Annotated in this window: 17 protein-coding genes; 3 read left to right on the top strand and 14 right to left on the bottom strand. The window is 38.0% G+C overall.

The annotated features are described in order from the left end of the window. The first annotated feature begins 8 nt into the window (after nucleotides 1–8). Nucleotides 9–470, top strand: coding sequence for a MarR family winged helix-turn-helix transcriptional regulator (locus tag DI076_RS06660; protein WP_108959170.1), 462 nt, complete (start codon nucleotides 9–11; stop codon nucleotides 468–470). Nucleotides 471–474: 4 nt separating this feature from the next. Here the strand turns inward: DI076_RS06660 and DI076_RS06655 are convergent, their stop codons facing one another. The 3 genes from DI076_RS06655 to DI076_RS06645 form a co-directional block, all read right to left on the bottom strand. Continuing rightward, a complete protein-coding gene (locus tag DI076_RS06655; RefSeq protein WP_108959169.1) occupies nucleotides 475–1,233 on the bottom strand; it encodes an enoyl-CoA hydratase/isomerase family protein in 759 nt (252 codons plus the stop codon). Nucleotides 1,234–1,297: 64 nt separating this feature from the next. Next, a complete protein-coding gene (locus tag DI076_RS06650; protein WP_108959168.1) occupies nucleotides 1,298–2,479 on the bottom strand; it encodes a M20 metallopeptidase family protein in 1,182 nt (393 codons plus the stop codon). After that, nucleotides 2,476–4,035, bottom strand: a complete 1,560-nt coding sequence (locus DI076_RS06645) for a TolC family protein (protein ID WP_108959276.1) — start codon at nucleotides 4,033–4,035, stop codon at nucleotides 2,476–2,478. Before DI076_RS06645 ends, DI076_RS06650 begins: the two co-directional genes overlap by 4 nt. A gap of 241 nt (nucleotides 4,036–4,276) precedes the next feature. Here DI076_RS06645 and DI076_RS06640 point away from each other — a divergent pair, with 241 nt between their 5' ends. Next, nucleotides 4,277–6,349, top strand: coding sequence for a thioredoxin domain-containing protein (locus DI076_RS06640; protein WP_108959167.1), 2,073 nt, complete (start codon nucleotides 4,277–4,279; stop codon nucleotides 6,347–6,349). On the opposite strand, the gene rsfS is transcribed toward DI076_RS06640, so the two are convergent. From rsfS to rplU, 10 genes are all read right to left on the bottom strand, one after another. Then, nucleotides 6,336–6,701, bottom strand: a complete 366-nt coding sequence (gene rsfS, locus DI076_RS06635; protein WP_108959166.1) for a ribosome silencing factor — start codon at nucleotides 6,699–6,701, stop codon at nucleotides 6,336–6,338. The genes DI076_RS06640 and rsfS overlap by 14 nt on opposite strands. Nucleotide 6,702: 1 nt before the next feature. Further along, nucleotides 6,703–7,860: a LytR C-terminal domain-containing protein gene (locus tag DI076_RS06630; RefSeq protein WP_108959165.1), complete on the bottom strand. Its 1,158-nt coding sequence runs from the start codon at nucleotides 7,858–7,860 to the stop codon at nucleotides 6,703–6,705. Nucleotides 7,861–7,863: 3 nt separating this feature from the next. Continuing rightward, the gene (gene yqeK / locus DI076_RS06625) at nucleotides 7,864–8,463 is read right to left on the bottom strand and encodes a bis(5'-nucleosyl)-tetraphosphatase (symmetrical) YqeK (protein ID WP_108959164.1); all 600 of its coding nucleotides are present in this window, start codon (nucleotides 8,461–8,463) and stop codon (nucleotides 7,864–7,866) included. Next, entirely contained in the window at nucleotides 8,460–9,077 is a 618-nt protein-coding gene (gene nadD, locus DI076_RS06620) for a nicotinate (nicotinamide) nucleotide adenylyltransferase (protein WP_108959163.1), read from the bottom strand. Before nadD ends, yqeK begins: the two co-directional genes overlap by 4 nt. Before the next feature lies 1 nt (nucleotide 9,078). Continuing rightward, on the bottom strand, nucleotides 9,079–10,344 hold the full coding sequence (locus DI076_RS06615; protein WP_108959162.1) for a glutamate-5-semialdehyde dehydrogenase: 1,266 nt from the start codon (nucleotides 10,342–10,344) through the stop codon (nucleotides 9,079–9,081). A 3-nt stretch (nucleotides 10,345–10,347) separates the two neighbouring features. Continuing rightward, nucleotides 10,348–11,214, bottom strand: a complete 867-nt coding sequence (proB, locus tag DI076_RS06610) for a glutamate 5-kinase (RefSeq protein WP_108959161.1) — start codon at nucleotides 11,212–11,214, stop codon at nucleotides 10,348–10,350. After that, on the bottom strand, nucleotides 11,201–12,226 hold the full coding sequence (obgE, locus tag DI076_RS06605) for a GTPase ObgE (protein ID WP_108959160.1): 1,026 nt from the start codon (nucleotides 12,224–12,226) through the stop codon (nucleotides 11,201–11,203). The genes proB and obgE overlap by 14 nt, the downstream gene beginning before the upstream one ends. A gap of 76 nt (nucleotides 12,227–12,302) precedes the next feature. Then, nucleotides 12,303–12,560, bottom strand: coding sequence for a 50S ribosomal protein L27 (gene rpmA / locus DI076_RS06600; RefSeq protein WP_108959159.1), 258 nt, complete (start codon nucleotides 12,558–12,560; stop codon nucleotides 12,303–12,305). A 3-nt stretch (nucleotides 12,561–12,563) separates the two neighbouring features. After that, on the bottom strand, nucleotides 12,564–12,893 hold the full coding sequence (locus DI076_RS06595; RefSeq protein ID WP_108959158.1) for a ribosomal-processing cysteine protease Prp: 330 nt from the start codon (nucleotides 12,891–12,893) through the stop codon (nucleotides 12,564–12,566). Further along, nucleotides 12,894–13,202 carry a 50S ribosomal protein L21 gene (gene rplU, locus DI076_RS06590; protein ID WP_012388757.1) on the bottom strand — a complete coding sequence of 103 codons (309 nt, stop codon included), beginning with the start codon at nucleotides 13,200–13,202 and terminating at the stop codon, nucleotides 12,894–12,896. 118 nt (nucleotides 13,203–13,320) lie between these two features. Between rplU and typA the strand changes: the two genes are divergently transcribed. Beyond that, complete coding sequence (gene typA / locus DI076_RS06585; protein ID WP_108959157.1) at nucleotides 13,321–15,129, top strand: translational GTPase TypA; 1,809 nt, start codon at nucleotides 13,321–13,323, stop codon at nucleotides 15,127–15,129. Between the two features lie 105 nt (nucleotides 15,130–15,234). On the opposite strand, the gene DI076_RS06580 is transcribed toward typA, so the two are convergent. After that, nucleotides 15,235–16,683 (bottom strand): AsmA family protein, encoded by a 1,449-nt coding sequence (locus tag DI076_RS06580; RefSeq protein ID WP_108959156.1) that lies wholly within the window; start codon nucleotides 16,681–16,683, stop codon nucleotides 15,235–15,237. Nucleotides 16,684–16,739 lie beyond the last annotated feature (56 nt).

Raw genomic sequence — 16,739 nt, 5'->3', positions numbered from 1 at the left:
TTCGGATCATGCCAAGAGAACTTCCTAAACGGTTTCGCTCCGTTCGTTATTTTGATCGTATCAGTTCAGAAATTGCTGATATTGTTCGCATCGAATTGGAAAAGTTAGGTTATCCTGGACTAACAACATCTCATTTCGAAATTTTAACGTTTTTGATTCGAACTTCGAAACCTATCAATATGACTCAAATTGCCAAAACAATTGAAAAAACAAAACCAACTTGTACTGTGCTCGTGAATCGATTGGTGAAAGAAGGTCTTGTGGATCGAAATCCTTCTCCTAGTGATGGAAGGGAATGGGCTATTTTACTATCAAAGGAGGGAAAAAAAATTCGGAAAAAAATCGTAACCATTTCCGCTAAATTATTATCCCTCCAAACCTGGGGGATTTCAAAAGAAAACGAGGATATTTTATATCCTATCCTCGATGAAATTTATAAACACATCCGAGACCGAAAGGGAATCGTTTGAATTTTTAAGATGTAAACACAGGCCTTCTGGCTTCAACAGAGGCGGAGATCCCTTCTTTTGCATCAGGTGATTGGATACTTGCAATCGTATTTTTTACATCTTCTTTTACTAAATCAAGTAACGGTTTGTGGACACTCAAAATTCCTTTTTTTGTATCTTTCATTGCAGAGTAAGAATTTTTTTTCAGTTTGGTTTGTAATGACTTCGACTTCTTTTTCAGGTCATCTTCTGTTTCTGAAATCTCTTCAAATAAAGTAGGGTACTCCTTTGCTTTAAAAGCATCACCGAGTAATACATGACGTTTTGCTAAGTCATAACCAACGGCTTCACCCATCAGTGCATAAACAAAAGAAGGCACTTGGATTCCAATTTTCACTTCTGGTAGTCCAAAACGAATGTCAGAAGTGGCAAATCGATAATCACAAACGAGTGCAAGCATCGCACCATACCCTAATGCATGTCCTGAAACTTCCGCAATGGTGGGCATTGGTAATTGGTAAATTTCAGTTAAGTTGTGATAAAATAGTTCTAAAAATGGAGCAAGATCTTTTGACATATCCATTGAACTAACAGTTGTCAAATCTAGGCCTAAAGAAAAAGATCCTGCAGAAGTACTTCTTAAAACGACAACTTTTGCTTTTGAATCTTTTGCTTGTTGGATTGAGTGTTTTAATGCCAAAAAAGACTCATTGGAAAAACTGTTCTTGTCATTAATCGCAAGTTGAATGATTCCGATTCCATCATTCAGTTCAAAACTTATCATATTTCCCTCGAATTGGTTAGATATCTAACCAATAATGAAATAGGTTATAAAAGCAAGGAGAAATTTATGAAAAATCTTGGAGGTAAGTGTGAATGACTTCTTTCATGACGGCAAGTCCAATGGGAAGCGCATCTTCGTCAAAATCAAAAAAGGTACTATGATGAGGGTGGATAAATCCCTTTTTCTCATTTCTAGATCCGATGAAAAAATAACACCCTGGTTTTTGCATCAAAAAAGCAGAAAAATCTTCTCCACCCATAGTGCGAGTATTTTCTTCCGTTAAGCAATTTTCACCGAGAACTGACTTAGCTGCCTTTCTGACAACATCAGCCATCACTGGGTCATTGATGGTTGGTTTGTCAATTCGTTTGTACTCCAAACGAATCTTGGCTCCAAAACCAGAACCCACTTGTTCAACCAATTGTTTCATTCGTTCTGGGATCATGTCGTAAACAGATTTTGAATACGTTCGAACCGTTCCATGTAAAACTGCAGTTTCTGGAATTACATTAAAAGCATTACCAGAATGGAATGATCCAACGGTTACAACGCAAGGTTCTAAGGGATCTACATTTCTCGAAACTAAAGTCTGTAAGGCGGTAACTAAATGACTACCAACAAGAATCGGATCTACAGTATGTTGTGGCATAGCCCCATGTCCTGAGGTACCTTCAACGGTGATTTTAAATTCATCAACGGAAGCCATCATAGTTCCATTGACGACACCCACTTTTCCTAAATCAATATGGTTCCAAACATGGAGGGCAAAAACAGAATCAACATGGTATCGTTCTAGTATGCCAGATTCAATCATCCTATCGGCACCCGATCCACCTTCTTCAGCTGGTTGGAAACAAAGTAAAACTCTACCTTTCGGTACAAAACTTGAAAATTCTTTTTTTAAATCAGAAGCTAACGCAAGTAAAATACTTGTATGCCCATCATGCCCACAGGCATGCATTTTCCCTTCATTTTTACTTTTGTAATGGTGTACATTTTCTTCATGGATGGGAAGTGCATCCATATCAGCGCGCACCAAAATGGTTTTTCCTGGTTTCCCAGAATCAAATAAGGCAACCAGGCCAGTTTCGGCAATTCCGTCTTCAACCGTAAATCCTAAGGATTCTAAGTGTTTTTTTGCAAAACTTGCCGTTTCTTTTTCTTCGTATTTGAGTTCAGGATTTTGATGGAAGGTACGTCGGTATAATACCATTTCATCTTTTCTATGTGTCGGAAACGATTTCATAATTTATCTGTTTCGAATTTAGCTCTTTTTTCTACTTCTTCCAAAATGGAATACAAATCTAAACCATACTTTTCAAAAAGTGAATTTTTTGCCAATTCGTAACGAACTAAATTGATATTAAAATTTATTTTGGCTTGGGTGACAGCAAGTTCCGTATTTGCCAAACTATCAAGTGCATTTTTGACATTAACCGCTGTATATCGTCCTTGTCTAAAACGTTCCATGAGTCCGTTATAAAATGTTTCAGTTTCTTTTTTGGTTTTTTGTAAGTCTTTGAGTAAAACATGACTTGCAATCAACGCTTCATGTCGAATCGCAATTTCTTGTTCAATTTCTTGCTCTAAATTTTGAATTTTTAGTTCATTGATTTTTAAGTTTGTTTCGGCATCTCGGATGGCAGCTTTGATTCCCAAATCCCATAAAGGATATGACATTTTTAATTCTGCTGCTATTTGTGGATACATAAAGGATGTAATACCACGTTGTCTTGCGATGAAGTTTTCTTGTGGAGATAAAAAGTTTTGTCCAATAGAACTATAAGATACGGTTGCCAAAAGAGAAGGATCATCTTCTGCCAATGCAGTATTTAATGCCAGTTTTGCGATTTCTCTTTCTCTTTTTAGGATTAAATAATCAGTTCGATGTGCTAATGCATACTCTACATCAGATTTGATATTAATATTTGTTGGTAATGTTTCACTTAAATCGGTCACACCTTCAATGGAAGAGGATGTATCAACATTCAGAATGCGGATTAGATTTCTTTCTGCTTCAATCCGATCCACTTTTGCTTTTTCAAGTAAAGACTGTGTTTTGAGGTAAGCTTGGTTCCATTGGTTTACTTCGAAACCTTCGGAAAGTCCAAGTCCAGTTTTTCGTAGTGTTAATTTCCGGATTTCCTCAGTATTTTTTGAAACTTTTTCATACGTTGCAATGCGGGAATCGACGATACTCAACGACCAATAATCAACCAGTATTTTTACGACAAGTTGAGTTAAGATATTAATGTAATTTTCTCTGACGAGGAGGGTTTGGTTTTTTAATAATTTCTCTTTTTCTTCTTCGTTTTTACCAAAACTATACTTCAGCAGTTCTTGTGAGAGTGTAGCAGAAATAGCACCCGTATACATAGGAGGAGCAGCAAGTAAACTAGCAAATCCCGCTGTAGAAGAATCTGGGTTTTCAAATGCGTTTACATCGTAACGAATGGTGCTGATTTCCGTTTTAAAATAAGTTCCTGTTTTGAATTGTTTTTCAATCCCAGCAGAAATTTTATCTTGGGAACGGATTGTTCCTGCAAAGATGTTATTTCTGTTACTTGGGAATAATTGTTTTGCAGATTGGATACTAGCCAAAGCCCGCCAAGAATACTTGGATTCATTTTTCCACTCAGGGCTGTCTGCCTTTACAATTTCCAATTTTGCATTTTGTACGATTGTATTGTTTTCTATGACTTGTTCAATTGCTTGGGCAATGGACAAACGAAGTTTTTTTGGACCTGGCCCTTGGAGAGGTTCTGGTACAACATCACCATTTTCCCACTGGGCAAGTTGCATCCGTTTGATGTCGTCATCAAAGTCGGAATCTGCCAAAACAGGGAAAGTTAACATACTCAAAGATATTAACCAGCTGGTCAACTTTTGAGATTTTGTGAGAAAACGTTTGGGGATAAAATTTTGTCTTTTCAATGGAAACTTTTTAAACCCCTTACAGAGACAAGATGAAAAAATCAATGTTGTCAATCAACCGAAAATGTAAAAAGCTTGGCCTGGAAAGCTTCTTTTCTGGGAGAACATTGTGGCAAATTTGTCTAAAAAACCGAATCGTTTGGTTCATGAAAAAAGTCCTTATCTATTACAACATGCACACAACCCAGTGGATTGGTTTCCATGGGGACCGGAAGCCTTCGAAAAAGCAGTCACGGAAGATAAAGTCATCCTTTTATCCATTGGTTATTCCACTTGCCACTGGTGCCATGTGATGGAACGCGAATCCTTTGAAGATGAATCCACAGCAGAAGTTTTAAACCGAGATTTTGTATGCATTAAGTTAGACAGAGAAGAACGTCCTGACATAGATAAAATTTATATGGATGCATTACATGCGATGGGTACCCAAGGTGGATGGCCTCTCAATATGTTTCTGACACCAATGAAGGAACCCATCCTTGGGGGAACCTACTTTCCACCTGAAAACAGGTATGGAAAAAGAAGTTTTAAGGAAGTATTAAAACTTGTGAACCAGGCTTGGATCCACCAGAAAGGTGAGCTTCTACAAGCAGCAAAAGACCTGACTATCTATTTAAAAGAGAATGAAACAAGAACCAATGCCGGACAAGTTCCTGAAAAACAAATTCTCATACAAAATTTCAATCGATACATCCAAGTTTATGATAAAGATTATTTTGGTTTCAAAACAAATTCTGTGAATAAGTTTCCACCAAGTATGGCACTAAGTTTTTTACTCGATTATTATATGATCGAAAAAGACAACCGTGCATTGGAGTTGGCATTTAATACAGCGTATGCCATGAAATCGGGCGGAATTTACGATCAAGTTGGCGGTGGAATTTGTCGTTATGCGACAGATCACGAATGGTTGGTTCCGCATTTTGAAAAAATGTTGTACGACAACTCATTGTTTGTCGAAACTTTGGCAAAACTCTACCGAATCACAAACGAAACTTTCTTTTTAGAAACGATTCAAGAGATTATCTCTTACATCGAAAGGGATATGCGTCTTAATGTGGGCGGAATTGCCAGTGCCGAGGATGCAGACTCAGAAGGGGTAGAAGGAAAATTTTATGTTTGGACAGAAAGTGAAATCAAATCTTTGGTTTCCGATGAGGAAATCCTAAATTTCTGGAATGTTACAGAAGAAGGAAATTTTGAACACAACCAAAACATACTCAACGTCTATTTTAAAGGAAAAAATCCCTTCACTCATGGAATCCAATTCAAAAAAGATTTTAAAGAACGAATTCAAAAAGCAAAAGACATTTTATTAGAAAGAAGGAACACTAGAATTCGTCCGTTACGTGATGATAAGATCTTAACGTCATGGAATTGTTTGTGGATCCGCGCATTACTTTCCAGTTATGAAGTAACTGGTGAAACGAAGTATCTAAACCAAGCAAAAGAGATATACGATTTCATTCTTACGTATTTGGTAAAAGAAAACGGATCCGTTTTGAGAAGGTTTCGAGATGGGGAAACCAAATACTTTGGCACATTGTCTGATTATTCTGAGCTGATTTGGGTATGTCTTCGTTTATTTCAGTTAAATGGTGGCATTCATTATTTCGAAAAAGGAATTCAAATTTGGGAATACTTAGAGAATCATTTTTTATCGGATGTGGGACCTTATTATGAATCTTATGAGGGGAATGAAGACTTAATTGTACGTACGATTGAAGGTTACGACGGAGTGGAACCTTCTGGAAATTCTACAATTTTACATTGTTTCTATTTTTTAAATTCTATGGGTTTTTTAAATGGAAAATTGGAAACAAAAGCGAATTCAATTTTTGCTTATTTTTTACCGGAACTCACGCAAAACTCACTCAGTTATCCTTCAATGTTATCCGCATTTCTAAAATTCCAAACTCCGTCGAAAGAAGTTCTTGTGGTTTATCGAAACCAATCAGAGGACATTGTAAAAAACATTCGGATGAAATTAAGCCAAATCAAAGATCCTACTCTTGTTTGGTGTGTCCTTAGTGAAGAAGAATGTCGTTCTTTGGAAAACAGATTGGGTTTGTTACAAGGACGAGATGCGGGAAATGGAATCCGTTATTTCGTTTGTCAAAATTTCCATTGTGAATTGCCAAAAGACAATTGGGAAGAAACCTTACAACTCATATCGCAATAGGAGATGCATCACCCCAAAGTCTATCCAATGAATAATAATTTCTCATTTCATCCGTCATGATGTGTACACAAATTTCACCATAATCGAGAAGGATCCAGCCTGTGGCGTCCTTCGGTAAATCGGCTAAATTTTGGCGTTTGACTGCCAGTTTTAAGGGTTTCATATACTTATCGATATCTTTCGCACAAGATCTACCTTGTGTTTCTGTTTTCACAGTAGCGATTACAAATAGAGATAAATAGGAATGAACATTTTTAAGATCGAGAAATTGAATATTTTCACATTTTTTATCAACTAATGTTTGTTTTATTTTTTTAAGATGTTCTAACGTTTCTGAACTGATATTTGGCATTTTAATCCTTGGAATTTTGAAAGTCTTCTCCGAGTATAACAGTGGCATCAAGGCCTAAGTCTTTTCGTAAAGAAAAGAAAACCTTTCTGCCTTGAAATGTTTCAGAAATTAAATCTGTATATTGTGTGTTTCCAGATCGATTTAAAATCACTGTGGATTTAAAACTCGAATCCCAAGCATTGTCAACGGTGAGAACTTTCAGACCTTTATCATTGAGTAATACTTTTCCATATCTGGCAAGTCCATTTTTTGCAGTTCCATTGAGAACCTCAATCCTTGCCCTTTCCCCTTCGCCAAAACTAGGAGACCTAAGTTCTCCAGAAAATTTATAAAATGCTACCTTTATAGTTTCCTCGTTAGCCTTTAAGATTTGGTCTTTGTATTTGGGACGTAACACTGGTTCACCTGGAACTTCGGAAACTCCAAATTGGATTTTTTCCTTTTTCAAAAAGTCGACCAAAGTTTCCCATTCTTTCGAAGATAGGTTTGTAGTCATTTGGCTATGCAAATAGGTGAGTTTTTGTTTACTCAATATGTCCCGTTTTTCATGGAAAGTTTCAAAAAGTGTTAACATCACAGTTTCTTGGATTTCCAATCTTCTAAAGTAAGAAATCATCGAATCATCGGAAAGAGAACTCATCCAATCGAAACAATCTTCACCATCTAAAACATAAGATTCTTTGTTTCGATTGTAGTTTTTTGTGATGTGTAACGACTTTGGTTCGAAAAAAAATTGTAATCCACCAAGTAAATTCACCCAATTTTGAAATTGTTCCTTGGTCCATACGATTTTGAATGGAATGTTGGAATCCAAGGTATCCTCTAAAACAGATTCAACATAGGAGGGAGCGGAACTACCTTTTTCTTTTAATGATTTTTCACCATCATCAAAACTAGTTTTAGGATTAACAAAAAATAGTGCTGCCTTTCTTTCATTGGGATAAAATTCAGCATATAAAGAAAATAAGTATTCGTCTTTATCACCCAAAACCGAAAATAAAATCGGCATTCGTTTGCTTTGTGAAAATTTTTGGTCTAAGGAAAACCCGGTTTTTGACCTTAAAATTAAAAACAAAATGGCAAAAATAAAAAAGGCGCCCGCGATGATGAGAAGTGTTTTTGCTGGTATGGTTTGTTTTTCTTTTGTTTCACGTAACATCTATTAGATTTCCTTTAATGATAACAATGATTGGTTATAAGTTAAAAAAGTATGAGGATGGATGATTTCTTTTTTTTCCATTAGAAATGAGATCGTCTGGAATGCTTTCATAAAAATGCCAAAATCTAAGTTTTCTTTTGTTTTTTGAATCCATTCCTCTAACTTCAAATTCCTATAACAATAATCCGATCCTAAAAAATCCGCCGCATAAAGAATTTGATCTAATAAAGTGGGTTTAGGATTTCCCAAGGTATGATTTTGGATGGCCGATTGGATTTCCTGATCGTAAAAATCGTAATTTTTTTTTAGGAAGAGGGGAGCCGAATAAGCATGTAAGGCTTGGAAGGGAATCCCATCTGTTTCTAAATTAAATTCAGCGAACAAACTTTGATGGACATCCATTTTTTTTTGTTTGGTGATGTCATGGCATAATCCTGCTAAGTAAGCTTTATTTGGATCTTCGTATCCATGTACCAACGCCAATTCTTTTGCATAGGAAGCCACTCGTAAAATATGTTGCCATCTAGTATCCGTGACATGATTTGGAATTTCTTTTTGGAAGAATTGTATCCAGTCATTCAATTGTGTGGGAGTGAAATTCATTTTTCATCTCCTCCGAAAGATTCTCCTACTTGTAGATAAGAATCTAATAAGGACTTTGTTTGGGGTAAAATCGAATGATTTTGCCATTCATGGTTTAGTTGGTTCCTGATTTCAGTACTACTCATTTTGACGATTGGGTTGTTTAAAACCAATACTTGTTTTTCATCTATGAAGTTTGGGATCAAAATCGGATTCGGAGATTCCGTAATACGCCTTACAACGATTAATTTATTTATTTTCTGTAAGATAATATCGAAGGATTTCCATTCGTTAAAATTTTGTAAATTGTCTTCACCTATGACAAGGGAAATGTTTCCATTTTTTTCTAAGGATTGTAAACTTGTTATGGTATCGATCGTGTAACTAGTTGTTTCTTTTTTAATTTCTTCATCCCATAAGATTACATTTGGGGATAAAAATTCATGGAATTCAGATTGGCATAAGGACCAAATTTCATCCTTAGAAAATTTTTTTTCATTCAATTTAAAAGGAGATAAAAAATTCGGACAGATATAGATTTTGGATTCGGGAAACTGTTTTTGTAGGGAAGAGATCACATGTCTATGACCAATGTGTGGGGGATTAAAACTTCCACCAAACAAAATCACATCCATTTTACCCTCGGACTTGTCCTTTTCCTGTAACATACGTTGTGGTGGTTGTTAGGTGGATGAGTCCCATTGGTCCCCTGACATGTAATTTCCCTGTTGAAATTCCCACTTCCGCACCAAGTCCATATTCACCACCATCATGAAACCTTGTGGAACAATTCACAAAAATGGCAGCACTATCCAGTCCCTGTTGAAAAGTTTGGATTTCTGTGATGTCTTCCGATAAAATACATTCCGTATGACCTGAGCTGTATTTTTTGATATTTTCCATTGCTTCCTCTATGGAGTTCACAAGTTTGATACTAAGCCTTGTGTCTAAAAACTCTGTAGAATAATCGTCTTCAGTGGCAAGTGGGATTGTTGGTTCGATTGATTGGATAGAAACATCACCAAGGATCCGAACCCCATTTTGTTTTAATTCCTGTAACAAAACTTTAATGTTTGGGTAATTTTTATGGATGAACAAATTCTCCAAAGCATTACAAACTCCAGGTCTTTGGATTTTCGAATTTACAAGAATTGGTAATACAATTTTTTCGTTGGCTTTGTCAGACAAATATAAGTTAGTCACACCTTTATCGTGTTTAATGACAGGGATTTTGCTATTTTCTGAAACAAACCGGATGAGAGCCTCTCCACCCCTAGGTACAATGACATCAATTAAATCATCCAATTGAAAAAAGGGAAGCATCGCTTCTCTGTTTGTATTGTCTACGAAACTGACAACTTCCTTGCTCACACCTGGTAAGCTTGAATCTTCGATGGCTTTGTGGAAGAGGGAGGATAAAATGAAATTTGAATGATACGCTTCACTGCCACCACGTAAAATACAAGCATTCCCTGACTTAAAAGACAAAGAGGCAATGTCTACGATGACATTCGGTCTCGATTCAAAAATCGTCATCACAACACCGATGGGAACTCGTTTTGTCAAAAGTTCAAGCCCATTGGGAAGGATGGTCCCTCTGACTACTTCCCCTACCGGATCTGGGAGGTTCCTAATCTCTTCAATGCTCTTTGCCATCCCATGGATTCGTTTGGAATCAAGGAGCAAACGATCCATCATAGAGGAACTTAATCCCTTATCTTTCCCATTTTTTAAATCAATTTGGTTTTTTGTTATGATTTCAGTTTCATTTTCTAACAGCAGTTTTTCAAACCGAAGTAAAACCGTATTTTTCTGGTTTGTGGTAAGTTGTTTTAAACTCCGACTAGCTTCTTTTGTTTTTGTCGCAATGGTTTTTGCATAAGTGGTATAGTCTTCAGCCATAAATTACTCCGTTGGAAAAGAAAAAAAGTGAGATTGGATTTCGGAAGCAGTAGGGGTTCGGTGAGAGAATCCATCATTGGCAATAAGAGTACCGAACGATTCGTTCGTGAAAAATTGGCCTATTGCATGTTTTTTTTCACCATTGACAATTCCCGTTTTGATTCCAAATGGTAACAAGAGTTTTGCGGCATTAATTTTTGTAAACATCCCGCCTGTTCCTGGTCCGGAAGGTCCTGTTGCGAGGGATTCTGTTTTTTTGGAGATTTCCGTAAATAAATCAATCTTACGATTTCCCTCTAAAAATCCATCAACACCAGTGAGAATTAGGAGTAGGTCTGCACCCACGATGGATGCTACTAAGGCAGATAAAATATCATTATCGCCTAAATTAAGTTCTTCGGTAGAGACGGAATCATTTTCATTGACGATCGGTAAAATTCCCCAATCCAAAAGTTGGCGAAAGGTTTGTTTTAGATTTGTGAAACTGCTATCTTCATTTAAGTCTTTGCGACCAAATAAAATTTGCGCAATCGGAATGTTCACTCGGCTAAAAAAACTTTCATACAAATTGAGAAGTTTGTTTTGACCCATAGCTGCAAATGCTTGTTTTTCTGCGAGAGACGTTTTCCCATTCGGTAAAACACCCGTTCCACTTTTATCCACGAGTAGTTTTTTCCCTTGGGCGATGGCACCAGATGAGACAAGGATGACTTCTTTTCCTTGGTCGCGTAGAGTTCTTATATCACCGACTAAATCATACAAAAAATCATTAATTTTGGATTCTTCGCCTGAAACTCGCGCACTTCCAATTTTAATGACGATGAGTTTTGCGGCTTCGAGAGATTCTAAAAAATCCTTACGTGTTTTCATAAACTAACTTTGCTTTTTCGGGAAAAAATACTTTATCAATTCGTTCCAGTAGGTATTCTAAATTGTTTTCTTTGTCAGCAGAGATACAAACAATCTCACCAAGAGAAGAATAGTTTTTTTGGATTTCTTCGGTAAAACTAGGGTCGTTATCCCAAATATCCATTTTATTGATGACAATCAGGTACTTTTTATGAAGAAGAGACTCGTTATAATTGCCGAGTTCACTTCGTAACATTTCTAACTCTTCTTCTAATTGTAAATTCCCACCATCAAATAAAAACAAGATCCCTTGTACACGTTCAATGTGTTTGAGAAAACTAATCCCAAGGCCCACTCCTTTGGATGCACCTTCTATGATTCCTGGAATGTCAGCCACTGTGTATCGAAATAAATCTTCATGTCTATGCACCACACCGAGATTAGGTGATAGGGTGGTAAACGCATACCCTGCAATTTTGGGATGTGCATGTGTGATTTTCGCAAGAAGAGTCGACTTACCAGCGTTTGGTAAACCAACTATGCCAATGTCGGCGAGGAGTTTTAATTCTAATCGTAAGGAAAAGGAATCACCATCTTCCCCCGGTTGGCTATAACGTGGTGCTTGTTGTACGGAAGTTTTAAAAAAAGTATTGCCTTTGCCACCACGTCCACCTTTCGCAATGGTAAACGTTTCCCCATCATGACTAAAGTCGTAAATAAGTTCCATTGTGACCGCATCAATGATTTGGGTTCCAATGGGAACTTTTAGGAGTAAATCTTCTCCATTTTTCCCATTTCGGTTTTGGCCAAGTCCAGGACCTCCGTCTTCTGCGGCATACAGGCGGTCGGGTAGGAAATTTTCCAAGGTCATCATACGACCTTCGGCAACAAAGATCACATCGCCACCTTTGCCTCCGTCACCCCCATCAGGACCACCAAATTCGACAAACTTCTCTTTGTGGAAGTGGACAGAACCTGCCCCTCCGTGTCCGGCTCGAATTTGAATGGGTACTTCGTCGATAAATCCGCTCATAGTTTCCTTTGGTCAAAAAAAAACCCGTTTAAGGATGACCTAAAACGGGTTTTGTCCTCTCTTATTTTTGAGAGGATTAAGCTTTCGGGTAAACGGAGATTTGTTGTCTTTCTTTTGTTACGTGTTCGAAAGTCACAATCCCGTCAACGAGTGCATATAGAGTATGATCACGACCAATCCCTACGTTTTTACCAGGTTTGTATTCAGTTCCTCTTTGGCGTACGATAATGTTTCCAGCAATTGCTTGTTGGCCACCATATACTTTTACACCAAGTCTTTTCGATACCGAATCACGACCGTTCTTTGTGGAACCACCACCTTTTTTTGTAGCCATTGTTTACCTCTTAATTAGTTCGTTGTGGATGGAAATCGCATTTGAGTGGGAATGTTCTAAACTTCTCAAACCAAACTCAACCATGGCAAGAAGGCTTTGGTAGCCATCTATTTGGTTTTGTTTGACAAGAAACCGAAGAAACCCGTCTCGTTTCTCTTCTTTTTCCAAACTGCCTTGTGATGCCAAATACGAGTGAGCACTCTGCACGAGAGTGGAAACTCCGGCACACAAAAGATTTTCGCCTTTCGAACCTAGGTTCGTTGGAGAATGTCCTTCCAGTTGGATTCCTGCGATTTTCCCTCCTAAATCTTTAAAAATTGTACTATAAATCAATTAACCGCTGATCGAAACTACTTGCAGTTTTTGGAGTTGTTGTCTGTGACCCCAAGACTTCTTATAGTTCTTTCTTTTTTTGTATTTAAAACCGTGGATTTTTTCACCCTTGCAGTCTTCTAATACCTTTAAAGTGACTTTTGCCCCAGACAATGCTGGTGACCCAATGTTCACTTTGTTATTATCGGAAAGGAGTAGGACTTTCGTTTCTACTGTGCTTCCAACCGTGTTTCCTGTTTTTTCTGCGACGAATACCTGGTCAGGAGACACTTTAAATTGTTTGGCTCCAAGTTCAATGATGGCGAACATATAACTATCCTAATCTCTTTCTCGAATGTAGTTCTTACCAGGATTTCTGAAAGGCACCTCTTGTCAAACTGAAATCCCCATTTACAGCCTAAGCGGATTGGAATTTCTGGTAAAAACAATGGAAATTCGCAACATAGCCATCATCGCACACGTCGACCACGGTAAGACGACACTAACAGATTGTATCCTTCGCCATACGGGCGCCGTAACCGCAAAAGAAGACCGAGAAAGAATCATGGATTCCAACACTTTGGAACAGGAAAAAGGGATTACGATCCTTGCCAAGAACACTTCGGTAAAGTACAAAGGAACTCGCATTAATATCGTAGATACTCCAGGTCACGCTGACTTTGGTGGAGAAGTGGAACGAGTTCTGTCCATGACAGACTGTACACTTTTACTAGTGGATGCATTCGACGGACCAATGCCACAAACTCGGTTTGTGCTTGGGAAATCACTCCAACTCGGACACAAACCAATTGTGGTTGTGAACAAAGTGGACCGTGAAGGGGCAAGACCAGGATTTTCTGTAGACAAAGTATTTGATTTGTTTAGTGACCTAGGTGCCACCGAAGAACAGTTAGACTTTCCTATCATTTATGCTTCTGCCAAACAAGGATGGGCAGTAAATCATCTTTCGGAAGTTCCAGGATCGAACATTGAACCACTTCTTGATAAGGTTTTGGCACATGTACCTGCAGTGAAAAACGAAAGTGACAAACCACTCCAATTCCAAGTCACAGCACTGGATTATAATGAATATGTTGGTCGCATTGCCATTGGTAAAATTTACCAAGGTACCATGAAAAAAGGCGCTGATGTGACTCTTGCCAAAACAAACGGAACCACAGCCAATTATAAAATCACAAAACTTTATGGTTACGAAGGACTCACTCGTTACGAAATTGACGAAGCAGGATCTGGAGACATCGTTGCCATGGCAGGAATTCCAGATGTGTTCATCGGGGATACTGTATGTGATATGGGAAATCCACTCCCACTACCTGCGATCCAAGTAGAGGAACCAACAGTATCGATGTTCTTTATGGTGAACAATTCACCGTTTGCTGGGAAAGAAGGAAAGTTTGTTACAACACGTAATTTACGCGAACGCCTTGACCGCGAATTAGAAACCAACGTAGCACTTCGTTTGGAAGAAACTGAAGACAAAGATCGTTTCAAAATTTTAGGACGTGGAGAACTCCACTTATCCATCCTCATTGAAAACATGAGAAGAGAAGGATACGAACTCCAAGTTTCTCGTCCCGAAGTAATCATCAAACACAACGAAGCTGGTGAAAAGATTGAGCCTTACGAAACCCTCGTAATGGACCTTCCAGACCAATACACAGGGGCTGTGATCCAAGAACTAAACCGCCGTAAGGGTGAGTTAACAGGAATGGATGCGCATACTTCTGGTATCACTCGTGTGGAATACACAATTCCAACTCGGGGACTCATTGGTTTCAGAGGTCATTTTATTTCGGAAACTCGTGGAGAAGGGGTAATGTCTAGCCGCTTCTTACGTTTTGATAAATACAAAGGGGAAATCCCTGGCCGTAAAAACGGAGCACTTATCTCTATGGACTCAGGGGAATCCACTGCGTATGCACTCTGGAAAGTGCAAGAACGTGGGGACCTTTTCATTGAACCACAAGTAGCGGTGTATCCTGGTATGATCCTTGGAATGAATAGTCGGGATACAGATTTAGAAGTGAACCCAGTGCGTGAGAAAAAACTCACAAACGTTCGTGCTTCTGGATCGGATGAAGCCATCCGCCTTGTTCCACCGAAAAAGCTCACTTTGGAACAATCCATTGAATTTTTAGATGATGATGAACTTCTGGAAGTAACGCCTGCAAGTTTGCGTCTTCGTAAAAAGGTTTTGGATGCAAGTATGAGAAAAAGATCCAGTGGTGGCAGATAAGTAAAATTGAATCATTTCACTTATCTGGACTAAAAAGAAAAAAGGGACTAAATCATTAGTCCCTTTTTTTTTGCACTGAAAAAAGTTGCGGTAATTGGAATCTAATTAAAATCCCAATCCTTTTAACGCATTCCCTGCACCAGGTATCTTTTTTAATGCGTCGCCTGCTTTTCCTTTGATCACTTCTTTTACAGCCCCGCCGATGAGGTCTGTTAACGTTCCGATTCCAACACCAAGTTCTACATTTGGATTTCGAATATCACCATAGGTCCGAAAAGGAATAAACAAACGATCATCCTTTACTAAATTCCCTACAATCTTATTCCGAAGTTCTTTTGGATCCCCTTGGCCTTTGGTTGCTTGTTTGATTTTTTCATCTACAGAAGCGAGGGATTTTTTAGATTCTGCTTCATCATACAACATACCCATTTTCATTTCATGGTAATTTGTTGTAGTGATGATGTAGGATCCTTTTGTGATTTGTAGGTCATAATTCTTTGTTGGGAAAGTAGGTTCGTCAAGGAAAGTGACCTTACCGTTGCTATACTCGACTTGGAAACTTACATCTTTTTTAAGTTCCGCTTTTTCTTTTAATTTGTCTAGTTTAAGACCTGCTTGGTTAAGAGCCGGAAGTTCTCCAGCTATGGCATCAAAGGCAGCAAAACCAGAAAGGAACGAATCTTCTTTCATGGTCACTTCGTAAATTACCTTCGGGTTCACTAAACCTGTTTTTTCCACGAACGGAGTTACCTTTCCACCGGTTTCCAGTAAAAACTTTGCAGCCTCTTTTTTGTTTTTCCCGATGATCGTTACATCAGTATCAAAATTTACCTTTAGGCTGTTATGCGAAGCTAAATCACTTCCATCAATATCAATGTCCTTTAATTCCAAATCCAATTTTTGGACTAGGATTTGTTGGCCAGTTTTACGCATATTCACTTGGATATTCCCTTCTTGGATTCCAACAAGACTCATTTGAATCGCAATGGGAATGTCTTTGATCGAAAATGGACCAGAAGGTGGTTCACTTGCTTTTTCTTTCGCTTCCTTTTCTGCTTCTGCTTTTTTCTCTGCTATTGCCTCAGGGGAAAGTGTGGGATTTTTTTCACCATTCACAATTTTGGGAGTTTTAAATAGGGAAGTTAAATTATTACCACCATCTTCATACATGGTAAGAGCGATATCAGGTTGTTTTAAGACGAGTTTATTAACTTTGACGGTTTTTGTTAAGAGTGCTAAAAACGAAATTTTAACATCAACTTTACCTAGTTGGATCGTACCTTTTGGTTTTGATTTCCTTTCCTCTAGAGGGATTCCTCTATTCGCAATCTCATCCCTTGGCGCAAGGATGATCCCTTCAATTTCAATGCCTGAAAGAACATTGAAGAGATTGATATTTACTTTTTCAACATGTGCTCTGACATTTAAGGAAGATTCAATTTGTTTGACTAGAAAGCTCGGAGTGATGATACTTCCTGCAAATACAAATGCGATGATAATGATTAAAAGAATTGAAGCAATAAACCCAACAATTCCATAACCTATTTTTTTCATAGTAACTCCTGATTCCATCTAAAACGGTGGACTAGAGACTATATCGATTTAGGAAA

It is taken from the genome of Leptospira ellinghausenii, assembly GCF_003114815.1.
GTDB lineage: Bacteria > Spirochaetota > Leptospiria > Leptospirales > Leptospiraceae > Leptospira_A > Leptospira_A ellinghausenii.
This window is presented reverse-complemented; position numbering and strand designations above follow the sequence as displayed.